Origin of the sequence: Streptomyces sp. ICN903, assembly GCF_022015835.1 — a bacterium.
Classification (GTDB): domain Bacteria; phylum Actinomycetota; class Actinomycetes; order Streptomycetales; family Streptomycetaceae; genus Streptomyces; species Streptomyces fenghuangensis.
In genome coordinates this window covers 43,078-63,866 of the sequence record NZ_JAKMAY010000001.1, presented here as the reverse complement: position 1 = coordinate 63,866, position 20,789 = coordinate 43,078, and the positions used below count along the sequence as shown (strand labels likewise).

The 20,789-nt window shown below is 71.3% G+C and carries 23 protein-coding genes and 1 pseudogene; 12 read left to right on the top strand and 12 right to left on the bottom strand.

The annotated features are described in order from the left end of the window. From L7D48_RS00275 to L7D48_RS00255, 5 genes are all read left to right on the top strand, one after another. Positions 1 to 1,839, top strand: a 1,839-nt coding sequence (locus L7D48_RS00275) for a type IV secretory system conjugative DNA transfer family protein (protein ID WP_237875845.1), incomplete at its 5' end; no start/stop codon positions are given. After that, positions 1,836 to 2,999: a DnaB-like helicase N-terminal domain-containing protein gene (locus L7D48_RS00270; protein ID WP_237875843.1), complete on the top strand. Its 1,164-nt coding sequence runs from the start codon at positions 1,836 to 1,838 to the stop codon at positions 2,997 to 2,999. The genes L7D48_RS00275 and L7D48_RS00270, both read left to right, overlap by 4 nt. Further along, positions 2,996 to 3,208, top strand: coding sequence for a hypothetical protein (locus L7D48_RS00265; RefSeq protein ID WP_237875841.1), 213 nt, complete (start codon positions 2,996 to 2,998; stop codon positions 3,206 to 3,208). The genes L7D48_RS00270 and L7D48_RS00265 overlap by 4 nt, the downstream gene beginning before the upstream one ends. Positions 3,209 to 3,323: 115 nt before the next feature. Continuing rightward, positions 3,324 to 3,902 carry a hypothetical protein gene (locus L7D48_RS00260; RefSeq protein WP_237875839.1) on the top strand — a complete coding sequence of 193 codons (579 nt, stop codon included), beginning with the start codon at positions 3,324 to 3,326 and terminating at the stop codon, positions 3,900 to 3,902. Positions 3,903 to 4,153: 251 nt separating this feature from the next. After that, the gene (locus tag L7D48_RS00255; protein ID WP_237875837.1) at positions 4,154 to 4,726 is read left to right on the top strand and encodes a DUF4240 domain-containing protein; all 573 of its coding nucleotides are present in this window, start codon (positions 4,154 to 4,156) and stop codon (positions 4,724 to 4,726) included. 174 nt (positions 4,727 to 4,900) lie between these two features. On the opposite strand, the gene L7D48_RS00250 is transcribed toward L7D48_RS00255, so the two are convergent. Next, the gene (locus L7D48_RS00250) at positions 4,901 to 5,386 is read right to left on the bottom strand and encodes a hypothetical protein (RefSeq protein ID WP_237875835.1); all 486 of its coding nucleotides are present in this window, start codon (positions 5,384 to 5,386) and stop codon (positions 4,901 to 4,903) included. Positions 5,387 to 5,560: 174 nt separating this feature from the next. Further along, positions 5,561 to 6,265, bottom strand: a complete 705-nt coding sequence (locus L7D48_RS00245; RefSeq protein ID WP_237875832.1) for a DUF6308 family protein — start codon at positions 6,263 to 6,265, stop codon at positions 5,561 to 5,563. 342 nt (positions 6,266 to 6,607) lie between these two features. On the opposite strand from L7D48_RS00245, the gene L7D48_RS00240 reads away from it, so the two are divergent. The 3 genes from L7D48_RS00240 to L7D48_RS00230 are packed head-to-tail and all read left to right on the top strand — an operon-like array spanning position 6,608 to position 9,170. Continuing rightward, the gene (locus L7D48_RS00240) at positions 6,608 to 7,195 is read left to right on the top strand and encodes a DUF4913 domain-containing protein (protein ID WP_237875830.1); all 588 of its coding nucleotides are present in this window, start codon (positions 6,608 to 6,610) and stop codon (positions 7,193 to 7,195) included. Positions 7,196 to 7,197: 2 nt separating this feature from the next. Then, positions 7,198 to 7,959: a glycosyl hydrolase gene (locus L7D48_RS00235; RefSeq protein ID WP_237875828.1), complete on the top strand. Its 762-nt coding sequence runs from the start codon at positions 7,198 to 7,200 to the stop codon at positions 7,957 to 7,959. Continuing rightward, positions 7,956 to 9,170: a DUF317 domain-containing protein gene (locus L7D48_RS00230; RefSeq protein WP_237875826.1), complete on the top strand. Its 1,215-nt coding sequence runs from the start codon at positions 7,956 to 7,958 to the stop codon at positions 9,168 to 9,170. Before L7D48_RS00235 ends, L7D48_RS00230 begins: the two co-directional genes overlap by 4 nt. A 491-nt stretch (positions 9,171 to 9,661) precedes the next feature. Here L7D48_RS00230 and L7D48_RS29505 read toward each other — a convergent pair. The 9 genes and pseudogenes from L7D48_RS29505 to L7D48_RS00190 all read right to left on the bottom strand — a co-directional run. Then, positions 9,662 to 9,931 (bottom strand): annotated as a pseudogene (locus tag L7D48_RS29505) (GIY-YIG nuclease family protein); the annotation flags it as partial. 265 nt (positions 9,932 to 10,196) lie between these two features. Further along, positions 10,197 to 10,607 carry a hypothetical protein gene (locus tag L7D48_RS00225; protein WP_237875824.1) on the bottom strand — a complete coding sequence of 137 codons (411 nt, stop codon included), beginning with the start codon at positions 10,605 to 10,607 and terminating at the stop codon, positions 10,197 to 10,199. 95 nt (positions 10,608 to 10,702) lie between these two features. Continuing rightward, positions 10,703 to 12,466 (bottom strand): relaxase/mobilization nuclease domain-containing protein, encoded by a 1,764-nt coding sequence (locus L7D48_RS00220; RefSeq protein WP_237875822.1) that lies wholly within the window; start codon positions 12,464 to 12,466, stop codon positions 10,703 to 10,705. Further along, positions 12,463 to 12,939, bottom strand: coding sequence for a MobC family plasmid mobilization relaxosome protein (locus L7D48_RS00215; RefSeq protein ID WP_237875820.1), 477 nt, complete (start codon positions 12,937 to 12,939; stop codon positions 12,463 to 12,465). Before L7D48_RS00215 ends, L7D48_RS00220 begins: the two co-directional genes overlap by 4 nt. A 179-nt stretch (positions 12,940 to 13,118) precedes the next feature. Next, positions 13,119 to 13,340, bottom strand: coding sequence for a hypothetical protein (locus L7D48_RS00210; RefSeq protein ID WP_237875818.1), 222 nt, complete (start codon positions 13,338 to 13,340; stop codon positions 13,119 to 13,121). A gap of 63 nt (positions 13,341 to 13,403) precedes the next feature. Further along, positions 13,404 to 14,450, bottom strand: coding sequence for a DUF2637 domain-containing protein (locus tag L7D48_RS00205; protein ID WP_237875816.1), 1,047 nt, complete (start codon positions 14,448 to 14,450; stop codon positions 13,404 to 13,406). Further along, positions 14,447 to 15,001 carry a WhiB family transcriptional regulator gene (locus L7D48_RS29255; protein WP_305853109.1) on the bottom strand — a complete coding sequence of 185 codons (555 nt, stop codon included), beginning with the start codon at positions 14,999 to 15,001 and terminating at the stop codon, positions 14,447 to 14,449. Before L7D48_RS29255 ends, L7D48_RS00205 begins: the two co-directional genes overlap by 4 nt. Before the next feature lie 122 nt (positions 15,002 to 15,123). Further along, on the bottom strand, positions 15,124 to 15,816 hold the full coding sequence (locus L7D48_RS00195; protein ID WP_237875814.1) for an ATP-binding protein: 693 nt from the start codon (positions 15,814 to 15,816) through the stop codon (positions 15,124 to 15,126). Beyond that, positions 15,816 to 16,844: a hypothetical protein gene (locus L7D48_RS00190; RefSeq protein WP_237875812.1), complete on the bottom strand. Its 1,029-nt coding sequence runs from the start codon at positions 16,842 to 16,844 to the stop codon at positions 15,816 to 15,818. Before L7D48_RS00190 ends, L7D48_RS00195 begins: the two co-directional genes overlap by 1 nt. A gap of 472 nt (positions 16,845 to 17,316) precedes the next feature. Here L7D48_RS00190 and L7D48_RS00185 point away from each other — a divergent pair, with 472 nt between their 5' ends. From L7D48_RS00185 to L7D48_RS00170, 4 genes are all read left to right on the top strand, one after another. Beyond that, complete coding sequence (locus L7D48_RS00185; RefSeq protein ID WP_237875810.1) at positions 17,317 to 17,778, top strand: helix-turn-helix domain-containing protein; 462 nt, start codon at positions 17,317 to 17,319, stop codon at positions 17,776 to 17,778. Positions 17,779 to 18,007: 229 nt separating this feature from the next. Next, on the top strand, positions 18,008 to 18,574 hold the full coding sequence (locus tag L7D48_RS00180; RefSeq protein ID WP_237875808.1) for a hypothetical protein: 567 nt from the start codon (positions 18,008 to 18,010) through the stop codon (positions 18,572 to 18,574). Between the two features lie 8 nt (positions 18,575 to 18,582). Continuing rightward, positions 18,583 to 19,776 carry an MAB_1171c family putative transporter gene (locus L7D48_RS00175; protein ID WP_237875806.1) on the top strand — a complete coding sequence of 398 codons (1,194 nt, stop codon included), beginning with the start codon at positions 18,583 to 18,585 and terminating at the stop codon, positions 19,774 to 19,776. Next, the gene (locus tag L7D48_RS00170) at positions 19,773 to 20,351 is read left to right on the top strand and encodes a phosphatase PAP2 family protein (protein ID WP_237875804.1); all 579 of its coding nucleotides are present in this window, start codon (positions 19,773 to 19,775) and stop codon (positions 20,349 to 20,351) included. Before L7D48_RS00175 ends, L7D48_RS00170 begins: the two co-directional genes overlap by 4 nt. Positions 20,352 to 20,402: 51 nt before the next feature. Here L7D48_RS00170 and L7D48_RS00165 read toward each other — a convergent pair whose 3' ends face one another. After that, entirely contained in the window at positions 20,403 to 20,786 is a 384-nt protein-coding gene (locus L7D48_RS00165) for a GNAT family N-acetyltransferase (RefSeq protein WP_256462246.1), read from the bottom strand. Positions 20,787 to 20,789: the final 3 nt, after the last annotated feature.

Below are 20,789 nucleotides of genomic sequence, written 5' to 3'. Positions count from 1 at the left end.
CGTACGCCCTCCCCCACCACCGGTACCGACCTGCTGCTCTACCCCCTGCTCGGGCTCGCCGCCGCCGGGATGACCGGCGGTTCCCTGGCCTGGCTGACCGGCAACCTCACCAGCCTCCTCACCGGTCATGATCGGTGGGCCGCCTACCAGCCCGTCGAAGCGCTGTTCCACCCCGAGCGGCTGTGGCCCCACCTGTCGCCCACCGCAGTACTCGTCGGTGCACGCGCCGTCCCCGCCCTGGTCACCACCGCCGCCCTCGCCGCCGGGCTGCTTCTGTGGCTGCGGCTGCGCGCCCCGCGGAACGGGTTGGCAGGTCCGCGGGACCTGGCGGCGCTGCTGCCCGAGCAGAGCGCGGCCAAGGCCGTCGATCTGCGTCCCGGCCTGTCGGGCCGCAGGCCGAGGGACGTACGTCCGGACGACCGCGGCGTCCTGCTCGGCACCCTCACGCCGGGCCGGGTCGAGGTGCGGTCCTCCTGGGAGGACGTCCTGCTGGCGATCATGGCCCCTCGCTCGGGCAAGACCTCCTGCCTGGCGGTCCCCGCCGTCCTCCGCGCTCCCGGTCCGGTGCTGCTGACCTCCAACAAGGCCGCTCGGGACGCCTACACCGCCACCGTCGGCGCCCGCGCCGAGGCCGGACGGGTCTGGACGCTGGATCCGCAGCAGATCGCCCACGCCCCGCGCGAGATGTGGTGGGACGTCCTCGCCGATGCCCGCGATCTGCCCGGGGCCCGGCGTCTGGCCGGTCACTTCGTGTCGGCCTCGGTGGACGACTCCTCGCAGGGCGACTTCTGGTCCACCGCCGCCGCCAACACCCTCACCGCCCTGTTCCTGGCCGCGGCCCGCAGCGGGCGTCCGATCACCGACGTGCTGGCCTGGCTGGCCTCTCCTGCCGACCGCACTCCGGTCGACCTGCTGCAGGACGCCGGGCTGGAGGCGGTCGCCGCCCAACTCCAGGGCACCGTCGCCGGCGCGGTGGAGACCCGGGACGGCATCTTCGAGACCGCCCGCCAGTACGCGGCCTGCCTGCTCGACCCGGAGGTCGCCGCCTGGGTCACCCCCACCGATGAGCTACCCGAATTCAGGCCACAGGAGTTCGTCACCGGCCGCGACACGCTGTTCCTGCTGTCCAAGGACGGCGGCGGCTCCGCCTCGGCCATCATCGCCGCCGCGGCGGACGCGGTGATGCGCGCGGCCGTCGTCCAGGCCGAGCGCGACGGCGGGCGGCTGGACCCGCCGCTGCTGGCGATCCTGGACGAGGCCGCGAACGTCTGCAAGATCAGCGACCTGCCCGACCTGTACTCCCACCTCGGCTCCCGTGGCGTCATCCCGATCACGATCCTGCAGTCCTACCGACAGGGCGTACGGGTGTGGGGCGAGGCGGGCATGGACGCCCTGTGGTCGGCGGCCACGATCAAGCTGATCGGTTCCGGCATCGACGACGCGGACTTCGCCGACAAGCTCTCCCGCCTCGTCGGCGACCACGACGTGCCCACGGTCTCGAAGACCACGGGCGAGTCCGGCGGATCGACCTCCGTCTCCCTGCGGCAGGAGCGCGCGCTCCCGGCCGACGCCGTCCGCGCTCTGCCCAAGGGCTCGGCTCTGCTGCTCGCCACCGGTGTCCGGCCCGCCCTGCTGAAGCTCAGGCCCTGGTACAAGGAGCCGGGCGCCGAGGCACTGGGCAGTGCCTCGGCCAGGGCGACCGCGGCGATCACCGAGCGCGCCGTGGCCAAGGCCGCCGCCCTTCCCTCCGATGCCGGATCCGGTCGGGCCACCCCTTCGCCGACCGCTCTTGGCCGGGCGTCCGCAGCCCAGGACCCCGGATACGAGGTCCGCCGGTGAGGCCACTGGTGGAGGCCGAGCAGGCGGTGCTCGGCGCGGTGCTCCTCGACCCCGGCCAGCTTCCGCGCCTCGCCGGCTGGCTGGCTCCGGCACACTTTTCCCGGCCCGTCCACGCTGCCCTGTACGCGGCGATGCTCAAACTCCGCGCCGACAGGCACCCCGCGGCACACGCGGGCGCCGACGAGGTGCCGCTGTCCTGGGTCACCGACACCGTCGCCGAGGCGAGCCGCCATGTGCGGGGGCTGACCGCGGCGTACCCGCACACCCTCGCCGCCGCATGCCCGCGTCCCGGCCACGCCCCGGCCTACGGCCGGATGGTGCTGGAGGGCGCCATCCACCGCAGCGTCGCGGAGCACGCCGTCCGTCTGCACCAGGCAGCCCGCGCCGATGCGGTCCGAGGCGAGGCGGAGGAGAGCCTGCACTGTGCCCGCAGGCTCACCGGCGTACTCACGGACCTCGGTCGCCGGTGGGGTGGTGTCGAACCGCGTGCCACCGCTCTGCGAGGGCCCTCGCCAGCTGCTCCGCAGCCCTCCCTTCCGTCGGACGAGCGGGTGGTCGCCGACGAGCGGCACCTGCTCGGTGTGCTGGTCGAGCGCCCCGCACGGCTGGACCAGGTCGTCGCCTGGCTCCGGCCGGAGGACTTCGCCGTTCCCGCCCACGCCCTGCTCTACCGGTGCGTGGCGGCGCTCCACCACCGCGGCGAACCCGTGGACCACCTCACCGTGCTGTGGGAAGCGCAGCACCGCGGCCTTCTCGCCGACGGCACTGTGACGGCCGAGCAGGTCAGGGACATCTGCGGCAGCGCGGCAGCCGGCTCCGCCGAGTACCTGGCGCAGCAGGTCGCGCGTGCCTCCGTGCTGCGGACCGCCGCCACCTCCGCCCGGGCCGTGCAGGAGCTGGCGGACGACGAGTCCCTCTCCCCCGGCCGCCTCATCGGCTATGCCCTCCACGCCCTGGAACCGCTGGCGGAGGCCGTGCGCCGCTGGCGGCAGGCCACCGGCTCCCCCGAACCGCCCGTCGCCGCCCGACCTTTCCCCGACCGCATCGTCGCCGCCCGCACCCGCAGCCGGCTCTCACCGCCGAATCGGGCCGTCCGTCCACCCGCCGCGGCAGCCCGCACGGTGACTCATGCCTGTCCATCCCATCGGAGCCGCCCATGAGCGATCGACTCGATGACGGCGCTGAGCCCCTGCACGCCCTGGACGACGAGGCGAAAGCTCCACGCAGGCGCCTTCCGGTCTCCCTGCTTCCCGGCCGCTTGCTCGACCTGTCCTTCGTCGGCGCCCTCTCCTCTGCCGTCGTCTCCGCCGGCTTCCGCCTCCCAGCCCGGCCGACGGCCTCGCCACCTGGGCGAGTCGGCGAGACGTGACCGGCCACCCCGAACCCGCAGCCACCGCGGGCCCTCACCCTGATCTGCCCGCCAGACGACCGGCCCCTCTTCTCCACCTGCCGCCCAACCCGCGATCACCTTCTCGGAGTTGCTCGTGACCAGCCTGACCGCCGAGGACGCCGAAGCCCTGTACGAAATGGCCCTGCGCTTCGACACCGAGCGGAAGCACCTCTCCTTTCCCGAATACCACGGCCGTCTGCCGAACCTCGTCGAGGTCTCCCAGCGCCTGAGCGGCCTCGGTGAGTTGCTGACCGAGGTGTCGGACGAGGTGCTGTTCCGTGCGACCGCTCCCGAGCAGACCGAATCCCAACGCCAGACCGTCGGCGTGTTCACTGCAGCTGCTGCACACGTCAGGCAGGCCATACGCCTGGTCTCCGACGCCCACTACCACCTGGCCGTCCCGCAGGGAACGGTCGGCGGGCCCGATGCCCCCGACCGCGCTGAGAGCGCCACCGTTGCCGGTGAACGGCTGGACGAAGCGCGCCTGGCCATACTCACGGGCGGCTTCCTTCTCCACAGGGCCGCAGAGCAGCAGAGCCTCCTGTCCTCCCGCGCCGCGCGCAGCCGGTCTGCGCTGCCCGGCCTTCCCCGCAGCAGTGGACAGGCATCTGCCGCCCGTCCAGCGCACAGCCCTGCGCCGGCGTCCTCTCCCACTTCTCGGCACAGGCGGTGACCGCGTACGAAGTGCCTTCCGGAGATCCGCGCACCAAACGCGGCAGCGTTCTGGCCCGGCACCGAAGGACCGACCTCCAACACCACCCGGTCCCCGCGTGTGCCGTGGCCGGTGCCCGCCAGGAGAGGGCGTGCCCTGGTCGTCCCGACTCGGAGGCGGCGCGCCTCCAACCTCTCCTTCCCTCCGCCTCATCGGCGAGGCACGAGGTATCCGCCAGACGCTGTCACATCGGGATGGCACAGTGGCCCCTCATGGACATCGACGAGTTCTGGCAGGTCATCGAGGCAGCCCGGACGAGCACCGCTCCTACCCACAAGGCGCTGGCGGACCTGCTGGCCGCGCGCCCCGCCGAGGAGATCCTGGCCTTCCAGGAGCGCTTCGACGTGGTGCACGGAGCCGTGGACCGCTGGGACCTGTGGGCAGCCGCCTACCTCATCGGTGGCGGCTGCTCGGACGACGGCTTCATCGACTTCCGTGCCGGCCTGATCGCTCAGGACCGTGCCTGGTACCAGAGAGCAGCTCTCCACCCCGACGATCTCGCCGACCACCCCACCGTGCGCCTCGCCGGCCCGGACCCGGGTGAAGAACTCTTCTACGAAGAGATCAATTACGCGGCCGCCGCAGCCTTCGCCCGCCACACCGGAGACCGCGACGCCTTCTACACCGAGCTGGCCCGCCGAGAGACCGCGCCGTCCCAGGAGGAGCCGGAGCACGACATGGGAGAGGACTTCGACTTTGACGACCCGGCCCGGATGCGGCAACGTCTGCCCCGGCTCGCAGCCTTGTACCTAGACGACGAAACGCACCGAACTCGCCGGCTTTGACCGGTCAGATGGGGAAGAGCTCAGTACCTCAGGCCGCCGAGCCCCCGCCATCCTCTGCTTCGAGTTTCCCCTCACCTTCTCGGTGGCCATGCAACGGGGCACCCGGCACCGGACCTGTGGCCTCTTCGCGGTACTCCGCGACGGCCCTCCACCGACACCGGGGCACGGCAGCGGTCACATGACCGGTGGTTCGGCCAGGGGCACGACCCGGTCGGCTTCGACGTCGAACCCGAGTACCGGGTGGCCGTAGTCACCCTCCGGGTCCATCAGCACCGGCTTGCTCAGCCGCCGCCCCATCGCCCGGAGAAGGCCGCAGAACACATCCAGCCGTTCCTGCCCCTGAAGCTCGCGCAGATCCACATCGAAGTCGATCTCCTCTGTTGTGCAGAAGCGGAAGATCGCCAGCACCTCGTCCGACGGCCAGACCCGCAGCTCGGGGCACTCTGCTTCAGCCGGACGGGACAGCACCGCCGCGGCCCGGGGTAGCGACAGCACCGCCTCGCCTTCGGAGTACCGGCACCTCCAGCCGCTCTCGCCGATGAGATCGAGGACCGCCTGCCAGTCCTCCACCGAGGCATCCGGCACACGTACGTCCGGCAGCGTCCCCATCACGCCTGGGTGGAAGAAGTACGCGACGTCAGCCCACAGCAACTCAGACATCCCGCCATGCTGTCCGCCGTCCCTCCCCACCGCAGCCCGATTTCCTCGGCGGACCCGGCAGGGCGCCTCTGCCTTGAGCTTCAAGAGGGCCCGGCAGGTGCGGAAGGACCACCACAGTGGAGGTCCGCACCGCGCGTCGGCCCACGGCCTCGGCTTACCGCCTTCGGCAGACGCCTACTCATCGGGCGCAGAGGGATCCAGTCCCGGGCACTTCCTGCTCGTGTGGTCGCCCCGGTGGCGCATCCACACCACGACATCGCATACCCGCAGCGCACTCACTGTGTCCGGCACCCCGGCCGCCGTCCGCAGCTCCAGCAGGCGGCGGTGTACGGCTCGGTCCTCCGCGCACAGGGCGACACGCAGGTCGTGCCAGAAGTCGGACGGAGACCCCAGAGCACAGCGCACCACCTGGTCGTAGACCGGCAGCAATCGGGGGCGCTTGCGGGCCAGGAGCTTGCCGGCGGTCACCCAGCCGACCTTCGGCTGGGTGACCAGGAGATGCCAGGCCCGGTCCGCCGGGGAGCCCTTCCCGATGCAGGCCGGCTCGGCGCCGACGAGGTCGAGGCCGGTCGGGATCTGCCGGAGAAGGTCCTCGATCTGCTGTCCGAGACCGCCTTCGAGAAGGTCCAGCGCGGTGCGCGCCGGTACGCGGACGGAGAGCGTCTGCACCGCGACCAGATCGTCGGCAGTGATCTTGCAGGCGGTATCAGACCGCTCTCCTCCGCCCCCCAGCCCCTCGAAGCGGCTGCCGGTGAAGGGCGTGGTGTCCGTGTGAGGGCCTGTGCCGAAGTAGCTGCGCAGGTCATCGACGGCTCGAGGGGCACTGACCAAGGCGTGCAGCCGTTCGGCCGGCGTCCTGGGAGTTCCGGCAGGTGGCATCGTGACTCCTGGCGAGGAAGAGGCGTCCGGACGGGTGATTGTTCCAGGCCGTTCAGCGTCCAGAGGCTGTTAGGAGCAAGAGGTTGCCGCCCTCCTCCGGGGGCTGAGGCCGGTTTCCGGCTCCGCCCGGCTCCGACACTTCCGAGTCCTCCCACGGCCGGCAGCGCGTTCTGGCTCTCATCGCCGTTCCGGCCCCGGGTTCCACTCCACCCGGTCAGGTATCGGCTTCGCGTCGCCCCTTGGGCGCAGCCCCATAGCCGTATACACCGGCTGCGCCAAACCCGAGGTTCTCCGGACCATCCTCCTCGTCTGCATTCCGGCCCATCCCTGTGAGGGAGCACCATGCCCGACTCAGTCGAGGAAGCCCCGGAATCGGCCCGGGCTTCCGGACACGACCTGGACGATCTGGTCTCCACCGTCGCCCGGCTCGTCGCGGACACCCGCGCCCACGGCCGGCTCCTGGACCGGCTGACCGACGAGTTCGACGACCCCGCGGTCACCGCCACCGCGAGCGCAGGCAGCACGGAGGCCGAGTCCGCACCAGACGAAGAAGAGGTGCGTACGGCCTTCATCCTGGCGCTGGACGAGGATGCCTACGCTGCCGAGTTGAAGGCGCTGCGGTTCTGGGTGGACAACCTCCTGCTCCCCGTCTACGGGCGGGAGATCACCACCAACCGCCCCTGGTGCCGGCAGTGGTACGAGCATCCCGAGGCCGTCGCGCGACTGCACGCCCTGTGGCTGGCCTGGCAGCAGCTCACCGACGTCGAGGCCGGGCCGGCCGGGCCCAGCACCTGGCACCGCGACCACCTCGACCCCACCCTGCTGCAACTACGTGCTCCCGACGGCCCGTTCGCCGCCTGCACCACCAACCCGGGTCGGCCGAACCATCGTCTGCTCGCCACCCCCCAGAACGGTCCGGAAGAGAGGTGACCGTGCCCGACTACCGTCTCGACGGCCTCACCCCGGCTGACCAGGCGGCCGCCGACGCCAAGGACCGTCTCGACCTGGCCGGCGACGACTTCCGCGTCCTGGTCGGCCACCACACCGCTGACGCGGCACACAGTTTCCTCGTCCTCCACGACAGCTCGGCCACCTGGGGCCTCCCCGGTGCTCCCCAGCTCGTCTCGCTGCACATCGCCCGCGACCTGCAGGCCGGCACCTTCCGTATAGAGGAGGCGCAGCACGCGATGCTGCCCTTCGCCCAGCGGTGGCTGGCCGCCCGCGGCTGCGATCCTGCGGCCATCCGCCTCCCGGCGGGCAGGTACAGCCGTCCCGCGGACGCCCTGACCACCGAGATCGAGGAGCGCATCGTCCGCTCGGGCGGGCGGTACGAGGTCCTCGACCACCACACCCGTGACGGCGAACCGCACGAGACCTGGGTGATGGTCCGGGACACCGACCCCGGCGCCACCCAGCGTCCGGTCCGGCTCTTCCTCGAGGAAGCCGACCTCGACGCGTTCACCTACACCGTGCGCGAAGGCGCCTTCCGCGACGGCACAAGCGCCAACCAGTGGTTGATCGACCGGGACACACCGCTTCCCGAACCCGTGCGACACCCCGGCGCACCGGATCTCAGGGCTCGGGCCGCGCTCTCCCGGTCCAGCGGCACCAGTACCCGCCCCACCACCGACGCCGCCCGAGTCGCCCCGGCGAGCGAGCCGCAGCAGAGGCACGACCGACGGAGGATCCGATGAACACACCGTCCCCCTTGACCGACGACGACCGCCGACGGGAGTACCACGTCGCTCCCCGCTACCTCGCCGGCCCCACCCACACCGGCGACCCCGCTCTGCGGCCCCTGCTGGAGCAGGGATGGGACATCGACGACGACGAGCTCGGCAACGTCTACGTCACCGCGCCCGACCACACCGCCCGCCTCGGCTACCTGCCCGAGGGCGAGGACGACGTCCTGTGGAAGATCGCCGCCTACAGCAACCCCTTCGGCCCGCCGCACTGGGTGACCACCTTCAACGACGCCACCCCCACCGAGATCGTCACCGGCTTCACCACCGCCCTGGCCGAGAAGTACGCCCAGGGCCGCGACGGCTACCTGCACGGGAACCACCGGGTACAGGACGGGTACGCGCCCTTGGCCGCGGCAGGCTGGACCGTACGCTCCAGCTACGACCACGTCGAGGTCACCGCCCCGGACGAGCAGGCCGGCCTGGTCTACCGCCGCGGCCGTACCGACCATCTGGCCGAGCTCTTCGGGCATCGGGAGAAATGGACTCTCTGGGGCGGGCCCGAGGGCTACGGCTCACGCTGGTACGGCACCCACTCGACCCACACACCGGCCTCTCTCATAGCCGCCGCCACATCCGCCATGGCGGACCCGGCCCCGGTCGTCCGCTCCCGAGCCGAGGTCCCCCGACCGGTGCTGGGAGCTGGTCGAGGCAACACCGCTCGAACCACCGGCGTCATCCGTCCCCACGCCACTGGGCGTCCGCCGAGCCCAAGCCGCCCGGGCCCGCTCCACACCACCCACTCCCCCGCCATCGACTCTGCGCTACACGAGCTCCACCTGGCAGCCGGAGCAGCCTTCCGCTCGTCCGCCGAGCCGTCGCCGCTGAACTGTCCTCCTTCCCAGAGACGCCGACGGGAAAGACAACATCATCCGCAGCGCCGTAAGCATGCTTCAGGACAGCCCAGTCGATCGCGTTCCAGCACGATCAGAGAAGGAACGGAACGCAGACAGGGGCCGGGCACTCACACTGAACGCTTACCCCGACGGGAGAGGCGGTCTTTCTTCGGCCTGAGCTGGGGAAGCCAGCGCTCGGGGGCGGGCAGTGGAACGGCTTCCTCCTTACGGGGCTCGGGGCGCGGGGCCCATGTACGCGGTCCAGGGAGACGAAGGGCGAACTGTGAGACGGTCATCATCGCGGGCGAGGGGTCGCGCGCAAGGTAGTTAAGGATGAGAGGTATTCCTCCCGGACCCGCCTGCGGGGTCCAGGTACGGCAGCTGACCTGGCAGTATTCCTGCGCCTCGAAGATCACGCACCTGCACGCCCCTGGTCGCTCCCCGTCCCTCATCCACAGAATGCGATCGCCCGGCGCAAGACGCTCACGGCCGATAAGCATCCCGTTGGGGACGCTCCCTGCAGCATCGAGGTAGGGAACAGGGTCGTCATCACCACCCATATCACCGTCGCTCAGTCCTGCAACCTCCTCCGGCCCGTCTGCTGTGTAGATCTCCAGTTGGTCGCCGTCGGCATGCGCCTGCCAGAGATCGAGCGGCTCCCACCCACCGTTGTCGAACAACGACGGTCGAGCCAGCAGTACAAAGACCTCGCCCGCTTCCAGGGAGAGTACGACCCGGTCCTGACCCCTGATGGGGTGGATCTCTCCAACCTCCCAGGCATCGTTACCGTTCACCTCCAGAACACACTCGCGAACGGTCTCAACGGCAGTGTCGGCGGACACAGCGAAGAACTCCCTCCGCCGGTTGATTCTGTGCGCGTCCAACCGCTGATGGACCAGGCGCTCGACTTCCGGCCAGCGCATGGTCAATGCCCGGAAGGCGATCTCGAACGGCAGCGGAACGCCTGTCGCTCTGGAGAGCTCCACCGCCCGCTCCTCCGGCTGCTGGGTTGTCAGACCAATCTTCACCAAGTCGGGCATCGCGGGATTCCGCATGACGTAGACGAAGCCTGTGTTGTGTGTGATCACCTGCGTATTCTGACGCTGCGGCAGGCAAGACGTTCACGTTCCACTCATATCCGTCCGTGCTCAGGCGGTGTGTCGAACTCGGATCTTCAGGTTGACAGCAGGGCGCGGAGTCAAAGGAAGGCGCCAGGTGTGTGGAGTCAGACCAACAGCGGGATACCAACACTCCGCTGAAGGGAGACCGCAACCATCTGCTTGGGCCGGGCTCCACATCGCGAGCGTCTTCCTCTGATCCACACGGTGGTCCAGACGAAACGCCCTGGCAAAGTCACTGCTCAGCGTCGGGTTCAGGCAGGTAGGCGCCAGCAAGGGTTCCGTCGTAGCCGGAGGCGCGGATGGCGGCGGGCAGGGTGGGATAGGCGGTGGCCGGGCCGGCGAGCATCGCGTCGAAGTCGGCCCGGGTGATCTCCCGCTCGACCCACTGGTGCGAGCAGCGGCAGCGGATGCTGACTTCACCACGGAAGCAGACGAGCAGCCAGTCGCGGCGGGCGCCGCAGGCCGGGCATATCACGGTGATGCCGGTGATGGTCAGTTCGTACGGGTGGTGGACCGCTCGCCAATGCCCTGGACCGTCCAGTTCGCGGGTCTCCTGCTGGAGGCGCAGCAGGGGATCGTCCGCCGGCGACGGCGAGGGACGCTGCTGGTGGCCGAACGGTCTGAGCGCGTGTGTCTTCTCCATGAGGCTTCTCCGGTTCCATCGGTAGCAGCGACCGGGTGGTGCTGTCGAGGGGCTTCGGTGTGCCTTCCGGGTGTGGATTACTTGAGGATCGCTGGTCAGCGCCTTGTTGGGCGGTGGCTTGAACTCGCTGGGGTCGGCTGGACGGGCGGGGTTCGCCGGATGGATGCGGAGTGTTCGGAGCGTGGGCGGCTCGTGTGGCTGCCCGCCGCCCTGTTCCGGCGAGGGGGATTCGGGTGGGCGGGGAGTCCGGCCAGGTGGCGCAGCCGCCACACCAGGACGTGGTTGGCGTTCTCTGCCGTCGCCAACTCCCTCATCCCCACCGCCCGCTCCAGCAGTGCCCCGGAGTCGTGTCCGGCGCGTTCGGCCTGGTCGAGGGTGGCCAGCAGCGCGTCCCAGCCGGGTTCGCCGCTCATCCGGGCCGCCCTGTCGGGGAGGGCTGCCCGGATACGGGCGGCGTGGTCTTCGCGGACCGGCGCCGGGAGGCTTCGGCCCTGCTCGCGCAGTGCCTTCATCGGGGCGTGGGCTGCGGCCTGGTAGGCGACGCGCAGGTGTGCGGTGGCCTCGCGGGAGGCGGCGGCCTGCTGGGCGTGGTGGCGGGCGGAGTGCCAGCGGGCGGCGGCGATCGCCACCAGCGCCAGGGTGGACAGCAGCATGGCGGTGGTGCCGCCGTCCTCTCCGCGGCCGAGGGCGCTGCCGGCGCGGATGATCCCCCGGGCGGCCGAGCGCAGAGCGCGGTAGTCGGCCTGCTCCGCGCGGACGTGGGAGCGGGTGGCGCGTTCGAAGGCGCGGGCGGCTTCGGCCAGTTCCCTGCGTGTGGTGGGGGGCGCGGTCTGAGCGAGGCCGTCGAGCAGTTCCCCGATGCCGACGAGCTGCGCCGCTCCTGCGTCGTCGTTCGCACCGAGGACGTCGGCGGCGTGTTCGGCGGCCTGGACGGCGTCGCGGCGGGCCTGTGCGGGGCGGGGGCGGTGTGGTGCGGTGGTCTCCGTCTCCAATCCGCGGGGCCTTCCGTCTGCCTCGGCGCGCAGTGGTGCGGCTTCCAGGCGTCGTCGGATCCTGGGCAGTGAGAGGTCGGGGGCCAGCTTGGAGCCGGAGAACCAGATGGGTTCGCCGTCCCGGTTGCGGTCGCCGGGCAGTGCCACGGAGTACCCCAGCACGTCACCGGAGGGGGCGAGCCGCTTGTTCACACGCAGTCCCGCTTCATGCAGGCGAGTGAAGAACTCCTCCTCCGTGGCGGCGCCTGCCACGGCTCGGCGGACGGCTTCGCGCAGCGTCTCGCGCGGTGTCCGATCGCGGCCGGTGCGCTCGGCCTTGAAGCGCTCGGCGCTGGTGGGGTTCTTCGCCCCCGTTCCGTCGCCGGGGTTGAGCCGCCGCAGTCCCCACTCCTTCTCTATGCGGCGGCACTCGGCCTGGGCACGCTTGAAGTCGTAGCTCATGCGAGAGCGGCGCAGGTCGCCGCGGACCATGGTGGCCACGATGTGGATGTGGTCGTCTGCGTGGCGGACGGCCACCCAGCGGCAGCCGTCCGGGTCCCCTTCGGGGGCGAGCCCGGTGGCGCGGACCAGGCGACCGGCGACCTCGCCCCACTCGATGTCGGACAGGTGCCGGTCGCCGGGGGCCGTGCGGACCGAGCAGTGCCATACGTGCTGGGCGGGCGCCCGGTCGCCGGCCTGGACGACCCGCAGGTCCAGTGCCCGGGCGAGCCGGGCCAGGGTGGCCTCCGGGTCGCGGCCGGGATCGGGCGCGAAGCCGTCCCAGGAGGCGACCAGGTGGGGGTCGGTGTGCTCGTCTCGGCGTCCGGGCCCGTAGAGATAGGCGAGCAGGCCGTACGTGCGGGAACCTCGGCGGATCTTGGGGATCACCGGGTACGCCTCCGGGCGAGGGTGTCGGCGGCGAGGTCGACGCGGCCGAGCGTGCCTACCAGGGTCTTCAGAGCGCTGTCGAGTGCGCCCGGGTGCGGTCGGCCGCCGCTGTTGCAGGCGCGGGCGATCTGGTTGAGGTTGTTGCCGACGCGGGCGATCTGGGCGCGCAGTGCGGCCAGTTCGTCGATGGCGGCGTCGAGCTGCTCGTCGGCGCGCGGAAGTGCGCCGCGGCCGCGGGCGGCGGTCAGGCCGGCAGTGGCCAGGAAGCCGGCGGGAAAGACTCCCGCACGCCCCGCCGCGGCGGCGATCTCGGCCTTCTCCTCGGACGTGAAGCGGACGGCGATCACGGCTTCGCGGTGGGAGCGCTGGTAGGTGCGGCGGCGCGGTGGGCGGTCGGGGAAGGCGGGCGCGTGCTCGTGCGGCGGCTCGGAGCCGACTGCCTCTCCCCCGGGCGACACCCCCTGGTGCCGCACGCCCGGCCGGTCCCCGTGCGCCCTCGTTCGGGGGCCGGCCGGACCGCCTCCGCTCCCCTGGGCGGAGGCGGACGCCTTGGGTAGCCCTTTGGGGCATCCAAGGTGACAACTTGCTCGGCCGGCGGCCGTGGAGGGTCGGCGCTCCTCGCCCGGGGTGGTGCCCGCCGGATCGTCGGCCGTCATCGGAGCCCCTCCCGGTTCTGGCGGCGGAGGTCGAGGAGCACGTCGGCGATGTAGTCCATCGCCAGGACCGGGTGGTGCAGGGTCACGGGCGGGCAGTCAGGGGTGCGCTGGAGGGTCCAGGTCCCCTCGGGCGTGGTTTCGGCGGCGTGGAGGTGGCCTCGGCCGCGCAGGACGGTGATCCAGGCCTCGACCTCGGCGGGGGTGGCGGTGGTGCGCATCGGGTGCTTCCTCTGTGACGGGTCGGCCCGCCCGGCTCGGTGGGCTGGGCGGGCTCCGGACGGTCAGGGGGAAGGCGTCCGGTCCGTGTGCTGCTCTTTCCGGAGGCGCTCGACGAGGTCGGTCAGCCGGTCGTTGCTGATCGACATCCGGTTCGAGCGGACAGCGGTGGCGACCACCTTGCGGGTCACCCGTCCCTCGTCCGCGACCGCCTGGCGGGCGATCGGCAGCAGCTCGTCGATGCTCGCCTTCGTACCGGACGGGGTGGACGGTCTTCTGGTTCGGGCGTCCGTGGCGCCTACCGCTGCGGTGTCCGTTTCCTCGCCCGCAGCCGGACTGTCCGCTCCGAAGGCCCCCGGCCGAATCTCTCCGCGACCGCCGTGGACACCGCCGTTCTGCCGCAGACGGCCGCCGTGGTGGGCGGTAGTACCGCCGTCCGACTCGGACCGGTGTCCGGCCTGACCGGGGTGTCCGCCGGGGTGCCCGGCCCGCCGGAGCGTGGTGACCGCGCCGGCAGAGCGGCCCCGCCCTCCGTCCGGAGTGGCCGCGGTGTCCGCCCTCGTGGTGCCCGCCTGTCCGGTGCCGCAGCCGGAGGGGCGGGCGGCGGACACGGCGGATACCGGCTGCGCGGACGGACCGGCCGAGTCGCCCGGGCGGACACCCCGGCTGTCCGCAGACGAGGTCTGGGTGCGGCGGGCGATGAGGATGTAGAGGTGGACGGCTCCGGCCAGGGCGAGCGGAGCGAGGGTGGACAGGACACCGACGACCGTGTCCCCGAGCCGCAGTCCGCCGTCGCCGGACGCCTGCTGGTTGAGGCGGACGGCGTGCAGGGCGTTGGCCCAGATGCTGGCGGCGGTGGCGGTGCCGAACAGCGTCCACACGTACAGGCGGGCGGTGAACCGCGCGGTGCGCAGGACCAGCAGGGCGCGTACCCCGTAGGCGATGAACCCGTCGATCACCAGGGGGAAGAGGTAGGTCAGCGGTCCGCGAACGTGGATGGCCTCGGCCATCTGCTGGAGGGCGTCGTACGACAGGGCGCATCCGGCTGCGCCGAGGGCGACGATGGCGGCCCGGTCCCATCCGTTGACGCGGGCCGGGGCGTCCGTGTTCACGCCGCCTCCCGGAAGTCACCTCGGTCGGGGTGTCCGCCTCCTCGGCAGCCGGGTGCCGCCGTCCGGCCCACCGACCGGTTGCGGATCTCACGGCGGACGCGCCGGTAGAGCTTCTCGGCGTGCTCTTCGGTGATCTTCAGCAGCCAGGCGAGGCGTTCGGCCGGGATCTCGGCCTGGTACGCGGCGCGGACGACGGCCCGGCGCTCGACGTCGGTGAGGTGGACGTCGCGTCCTGCGAGGACGGCGTCGACGCGGGCGTGGTCCAGGCGGTTGGGGAGGTCGCGGTGCAGGGGCTCGCGCTCCTCCTCGGTCATGCCGCCCCGGATGCCGACCCGGTCGCCGTTCTCCAGGGCGGCGTCCAGACAGACCTCCTTGACGGGGCATCGTGCGCACAGGGCCTTGGCCGCGGCGATGCGGTCGACCTCGTCGGGGCCGGGGAAGAACAGCTCGGGGTCCACGGGGTTGTCCTCCGTCGGGAGGCAGGCGGCCCTGTTCTGCCAGGTGTGGTCGCCGAGGGTCCGGAGGGCGTGGGTCATCGAGGTGTTGGTCATGGTCGTCTCCGATGGCCCTCCGCTCGTGCGGTGGCGGCATCGGCGGAGGGTTTCATGTGCTCGGGGGTGTCCGGGCGGCCTCAACAAGGGAGGCGACGGCCCGGTCTGCGGCCGGAGTCGGGTCAGGCGGCGGGGCGGCGTCTGCGGTCGCTGCCGGTCAGGACGACCCGTTCGGTCATCTCCGCCAGGCGCGAGGCGACACGGTCTCCGACGGCCTTCCGCAGTTCGGCGATGGCCAGGTTGGTGGTGACCAGGGTCGGGAGCATGTCGTTGTAACGCCGGTTGATCAGCCGGTACACGATCTCCTCGGTCCATTCGCTGCTCCTGGCGGCCCCGAGGTCGTCCAGGATCAGCACCGGGCACCGGGCGAGGGCGGCCAACTCCCGTTCGGCTTCGGCACCGAGGCGGAGGCGGAGTCCTGCGTAGAGGTCGGCTTCCGTCGTGGCCTGCCAGCGGACGCCGACTCCGGTGGCGACCAGTGACCGGATCGCGCCGTATGCCTGGTGGGTCTTGCCGGTGCCGGTCGGTCCGGCCAGCAGCAGCGAGGGGCCGGTGCCGACCTGCCGCCGGGCGCCGCTGCTCGGCGCGGCTGCCTTCGAGGCGACCTCGCGCACCCAGGACTCCACCTTCGGGTGGTCGGCGACCGCGCCCCGGTAGCGCGGTGGGATGCGGTCCTCGACCGCGGCCGGAGTGGGGACCGGTTCGGGGACACGGTCCGCCGGCGTGGTTCCGGCGGTGCTGCCTCGGTCGGCGACGATGCGGGCGAGGCGGGCGGTGATGCGCTCGCCGACGAGTTGCGGGTCGCGGCCGGGCATCACAGCTCCTCGGCGTAGGCGGAGGCATCGGCCGGGTTGGCCCATGCGGTGTGGCCGGACACGCCGGGTCGGTTTCCCGACCGCGCCGAGTCTGCGCTGTTCGCGTTCATGGCCTCGTTGACGAGACTGGCGAGAACGCTGGGGTGCATCGGCTTGGCCCGGAACCGCTCGAGTCCGGCCCGGACGTGGCACGGGTCGATGCCCTCGGCCAGGAGCTGCTTCACCTCGCGCCCCAGGTGGCTGAGGACCTTGGCGGGCGGGCGGCTGGAGCAGGCCGCGGCGTATTCGCCGATCAGCGTCTGCGCCGATGGAGCCGCTGCGGGCGCCGTACGCCCCGAGGGGGCGGAAGGTCCAGGATCCAGGTTCCTGGATCCAGGGGCCGAGTAGTCGGGGATGCCTCGGCGAGCCCTCGCGGAGCCGTCGCGACGCGTCTTCCGGGCCGCCGACTCCTCCTGCTCGGTTCCGGGGCCGGCCGTACCCCTGGCCGGGGCGCCTCGGCCGTCGGCGCCGTTCTCCTCGCCGCCGACGGATGGGTCCGCGGTGGTCCCGGAGGTCCGGCCGAGTTCTGCGGGAGCGCTCGGCGAGGCCTCGGGGAGGTCTCGCCGCGGGCTCGGCGGAGTGTCCGTACGGCCTTCCGCGCACGCGCTGCAGGGGCCTTTGCAGGCTCCGCACCGGGCCGCGGGGTGGTGGAGGGGGCATGAGGGCAGACGTGACTGGCTCGGTTTGTCGATCTTCTGGTGCTCGAACCAGGTGACCACGTGCAGGTATCGGCGGCCGTCGCAGCCGGTGTACCGGCAGATGAGCCCTGCTTCGGCGAGCTGGTGCAGGTCCTCCTCCGCGTGCACCGGGGTGTGCTCGGCACGCAGCGGCCACAGCAGGCCGTTGATGATGGCGGCGTTGTCCCGGAAGCGCCCGTGGTCGTCGGCCTGGGTGAGCAGGCCGAAGAAGGTGCGCTCCGCGTTGACGCTCACCTCTGCGAGGGACTCGGAGACGAACGCCTCCGGCTTGATCGTACGGATCCGTGCCACGGTCAGCGCCCCCGTCCGCTGGTCGTCAGACAGCGCCGCGGGCCGTGTCGGCCGGCTGTGGAGCAGGTTCCGTTCTGGACTTCGCGCATGCCACAATCCCTTGCTTGCGGATGGGCGGAGCGGCCGCGTCGTCGGAAAGCCCGGCCGGACCGCCCGATTCGATTCCGCGCCCCTCGGGGCCGCGGTCCGGCGCCGGGGAGTCGGCAGCTCCCCGGCGCCGGTCTGGTCTGTACGCGTCGGCGCCTTGGCAGGCGCACCGCATGGACGTGCTCTCCCTGGGATCGCCACCTCCTCGGATCCGGACGTGTGACTCGATCACCGGTCGCCATTCACATCAGTTCATGGCGGCTCGATCAACATAGACCGACAGAGATGGCGCATGTCAACTGAAGAAAATAAGCCACCCACCCCAAGACATGTATCGTTTTCCTCAGTTGATGGACGGCAGGCGGCGACCGAAGGGCGGTGCGGCATGAGCGAAGAGGCGTCCGGGGAGAGGCGCACCCTCGCAGAGAAGATCGACTACCTCTTCGCCACCGTGCACCCGAAGAACCGCGGCCCGTACAGCTACGAGGAGGTGGCCTCCAGCATCAAGAAGTCCGGAGGCCCGACCATCTCGGCCAGCTACATCTGGCAGTTGCGCACAGGCGTGAAGGACAACCCGACCATGAAGCACCTGGAGGCGCTGGCCGGGTTCTTCGGCGTGCCGCCCGCCTACTTCTTCAACGACGAGAGCTCCGAACGGATCGCCGCCGAGCTGTCCACCCTCGCCGCGATGCGGGACAACCAGGTCCGGTCGGTCGCCCTGCGCGCCTCGGGCCTGTCCGCGGAGACCCTCAGGACCATCCAGGGCTTCATCGAGCGCGCTCGCACCCTGGAAGGCCTGAGCGACGAGGGCGAGAAGGAGCCTCGGACCCGCAGAAGAGACCGGTAAGCCCCAAGAGACGTGACGCAGTTCACGCCTGCAATGCCCTGCAAGCAACAGTCATCCAAGTTGCAGGTCTGCACCCTCCACTCAATCGACAGAGCCGGAATCAGCCACTCACCGCAATGATTCACTCAGAGATCCACCGAACGGAGCCCTGCCAGGTGGATCTTCTCCGGGCGCCTGCCATAGAGTTCCGTTGCCTTCGTGAACGTATTCGAGTGCCGCAGTGTGAGGCATGACCGATACCAGACGCGGAACCCGGTTGTCCTGGCACAGCCGACGTAAGCAGCCGAACGGCAGGCCGCACGGCCGCCGACGATTCGACGAGCTGCTCTCCACCATCGACGTTCCGGACCCGTTCGACATCCAGGTCTTCTGCGACCGGATCGCCGCCCAACGAGGACGCGCGCTGCACCTGCACAGCGTCCAGGGAATCTCGGGAGCCGAGGCTCCCTGCGGGATCTGGATCGCGTCGGAGATGAGCGACCACGTCTTCTACGAGGCAGCCACCAGCCCTCTGCACCGAGATCACATCATCCTGCACGAGGTCAGTCACATGCTCCTGAACCACACGTCGGTGATCGACGTAGACCAGCCGGGAGACGGCGGACTGTTCCCGGACATCGACCCCGCCACCGTCGTCGGCTTCCTGGCCCGTGCGAGCTACGGAAGCGACGACGAGCGGGACGCCGAACGGCTCGCGGGCCTGATCGCCAACAAGGCCGCCCCGGCCACCCGCAACAGCACCACCGCCCACGACCGGGTGCTGCGGCGCCTGGACGACGCCCTCAGCGACCTGTGACGGCTCCGATGACCGACGTACTCCCCGCCCTCCTGCTGTGGTCGGTCACCGCGTGGCGCGCTCCCTCCGCCTGGCGGGACCGCCGGAAGCGAACGCTGTGGACCGTGTTCCTCGCCCTCTCCGTGGTCATGACCGTCCGCCCCCTGCCCGTAGCCCACGCCATGGACCGGCTGCTCCACGTCAACAACCTGTCGTTCCTGGTCAAGCACCTGTGCGGCATCGTGGCGGCGGCTGCGGTCCTCTCGTTCGTGAACGACATGTCGGAGAGGAGGACGCCCGGGCTGAAGGGCGCAAGGCTGCACGCCGCCGTCCCGGCCACCGCCGCAGCCGCGATCACGGCGCTCTTCTTCGCCACTCCGCAGCCGTTCGAGGCGACCGACATCCTCACCGACTACGCGGACGACTGGCGCATCGCCGCCTATGGCACGGTGTGGACGGCCTATCTGGGCACGGCCCTGCTCAGCGCCACACGCCTGTGCCGGCAGTGGGGGCGGCAGTCCGGAACCGGCCTGCTGGAATACGGGCTGCGCTGCACTGGGGCCGGCACCGCGGTCGGCATGCTCTACACGGCACATCGGATCGTCGCACTACTGCTCAATCACTTCGGCCGCAACCCCGTGCCCGCCCGGCTCGACGACAGGGTCAGCGACCTGCTTCTCCTGGGCTCGCTGCTGCTCATCCTGGTCGGCAGCACCCTTCCCGCCCTCCAGCGCCTGCGCCAGTGGTGGCGGGACTACCGGGACCTCCTCTCCCTCCACCCGTTCTGGTACAGCCTCACCGAGGCGGTGCCCTCCGTCCGGTTGGATCCGCCTCGCAGCAGAACCGCGGAGCGGCTCCATCTGCGCGACGCCCACGTCCGCCTCTACCGGCGCACCATCGAGATCCGCGACGCGATGCTGGCGCTGGGCGACTACACCTCCAGAACACTGCTGGACCGGGCCCGTTCCCACGTGGAGGCGAACGAACTCACCGGCGCCCGGGCCGACGTCGCAGCCGAGGCCTGCCGACTGGCGGCGGCCCGGGAGGCCAAGCTCCGCGGCGAGCCGGCCTCCGGCGAGCACCACCCGCCGACCGGCGGGGGCCGCGACCTGCCGAGCGAGATCGAGGCGCTCAAGCAACTCGCAGAGGCCTACGCCTCCGACCTGACGAAGGCCTTCGTCGCAGATCCGGACCGCACCCGTACCGCGGAGACCTCAGCATGACCACGATCCGTACAGCCCGTCTGATCACCGACGCCCTCGCGCCGGCGAACCTCGTCGTCACGATCCTCCTCGTCATCGGCTGGCACTCCACACGCGACCTGACGGGCCTGGCGTGGGGGCTGCTCGCCGCGCTGTTCTGCGGTGGCATCCCCTTTGCGATCATCATGCTCGGCGTACGCCGGGGCAGTTGGACCGACAAGCACGTCCGCATACGCGAGCAGCGCGCCGTACCGCTCCTGGCGACCATGGCCTCGGTGCTCACCGGCATCGCGCTCATGACCGTCTTCGAAGCCCCGCGCGAGGTCTTCGCCCTGGTCGTCGCCATGCTCGCCGGGCTGGCCATGACCATCCTGGTGACCCTCTGGTGGAAGGTCTCCATCCACAGCGCCGTCGCCGGCGGCGTGGTCGTGGTGCTCGTCCTCGCCTACGGCACCTGGATGGCGTGGCTGCTGCTGGGCGTGGCGGTCATCGGCTGGTCCCGGGTCGCGCTGCGCGACCACACCCCGGCCCAGACGGTGGCCGGGGCCATTCTCGGCGGGTTGGCGGCCGCGGTCGTCTTCGACCTCCTGCGGTGAGAGGCCTTGGCCGTACCACCCAGCGGCCGGGAGGCGGCACCTCCCGGCCGCTCACCGCTCCGGCTGCCACTCCTCGGCCAGCACCGAGTAGGTGATGGAGTCCCGCCAGCTCCCCCGCACGTGCACATGCCCCCGGATGCGTCCCTCCTCGGTCATCCCCGCCCCGACCAGGGTGCGGTGGGACGCCTCGTTGGCGGGAGAGCGTGCCGCCCACAGCCGGTGGAGGCCGAGCCGGTCGAACGCCAGGCCCATCAGCGCGCGGACGGTCCCGGTGCCGTACCCCTGGCCCCAGTACGCGGGATTCAGTGCGAAGCCGATGGTGGCGGCCTGCGGCTGGTGGGGATCCATGGCCAGACGGGCGAAGCCGATCAACTCCGGGCCCGAGGTGGGCGCGAGCTCCACGAGGGCACCGACCAGCCGCGTGACGGATGGCATCGC

What these genes read in the sequence shown, in the direction of transcription:
- L7D48_RS00265 (WP_237875841.1), top strand. Translation starts at nt 2,996, where the DNA reads ATGAGCGATCGACTCGATGACGGCGCTGAGCCCCTGCACGCCCTGGAC.
- L7D48_RS00255 (WP_237875837.1), top strand. Translation starts at nt 4,154, where the DNA reads ATGGACATCGACGAGTTCTGGCAGGTCATCGAGGCAGCCCGGACGAGC.
- L7D48_RS00250 (WP_237875835.1), bottom strand. Translation starts at nt 5,386, where the DNA reads ATGTCTGAGTTGCTGTGGGCTGACGTCGCGTACTTCTTCCACCCAGGC.
- L7D48_RS00245 (WP_237875832.1), bottom strand. Translation starts at nt 6,265, where the DNA reads ATGCCACCTGCCGGAACTCCCAGGACGCCGGCCGAACGGCTGCACGCC.
- L7D48_RS00240 (WP_237875830.1), top strand. Translation starts at nt 6,608, where the DNA reads ATGCCCGACTCAGTCGAGGAAGCCCCGGAATCGGCCCGGGCTTCCGGA.
- L7D48_RS00230 (WP_237875826.1), top strand. Translation starts at nt 7,956, where the DNA reads ATGAACACACCGTCCCCCTTGACCGACGACGACCGCCGACGGGAGTAC.
- L7D48_RS00225 (WP_237875824.1), bottom strand. Translation starts at nt 10,607, where the DNA reads ATGGAGAAGACACACGCGCTCAGACCGTTCGGCCACCAGCAGCGTCCC.
- L7D48_RS00210 (WP_237875818.1), bottom strand. Translation starts at nt 13,340, where the DNA reads ATGCGCACCACCGCCACCCCCGCCGAGGTCGAGGCCTGGATCACCGTC.
- L7D48_RS29255 (WP_305853109.1), bottom strand. Translation starts at nt 15,001, where the DNA reads ATGACCAACACCTCGATGACCCACGCCCTCCGGACCCTCGGCGACCAC.
- L7D48_RS00195 (WP_237875814.1), bottom strand. Translation starts at nt 15,816, where the DNA reads ATGCCCGGCCGCGACCCGCAACTCGTCGGCGAGCGCATCACCGCCCGC.
- L7D48_RS00185 (WP_237875810.1), top strand. Translation starts at nt 17,317, where the DNA reads ATGAGCGAAGAGGCGTCCGGGGAGAGGCGCACCCTCGCAGAGAAGATC.
- L7D48_RS00180 (WP_237875808.1), top strand. Translation starts at nt 18,008, where the DNA reads ATGACCGATACCAGACGCGGAACCCGGTTGTCCTGGCACAGCCGACGT.
- L7D48_RS00175 (WP_237875806.1), top strand. Translation starts at nt 18,583, where the DNA reads ATGACCGACGTACTCCCCGCCCTCCTGCTGTGGTCGGTCACCGCGTGG.
- L7D48_RS00170 (WP_237875804.1), top strand. Translation starts at nt 19,773, where the DNA reads ATGACCACGATCCGTACAGCCCGTCTGATCACCGACGCCCTCGCGCCG.
- L7D48_RS00165 (WP_256462246.1), bottom strand. Translation starts at nt 20,786, where the DNA reads ATGCCATCCGTCACGCGGCTGGTCGGTGCCCTCGTGGAGCTCGCGCCC.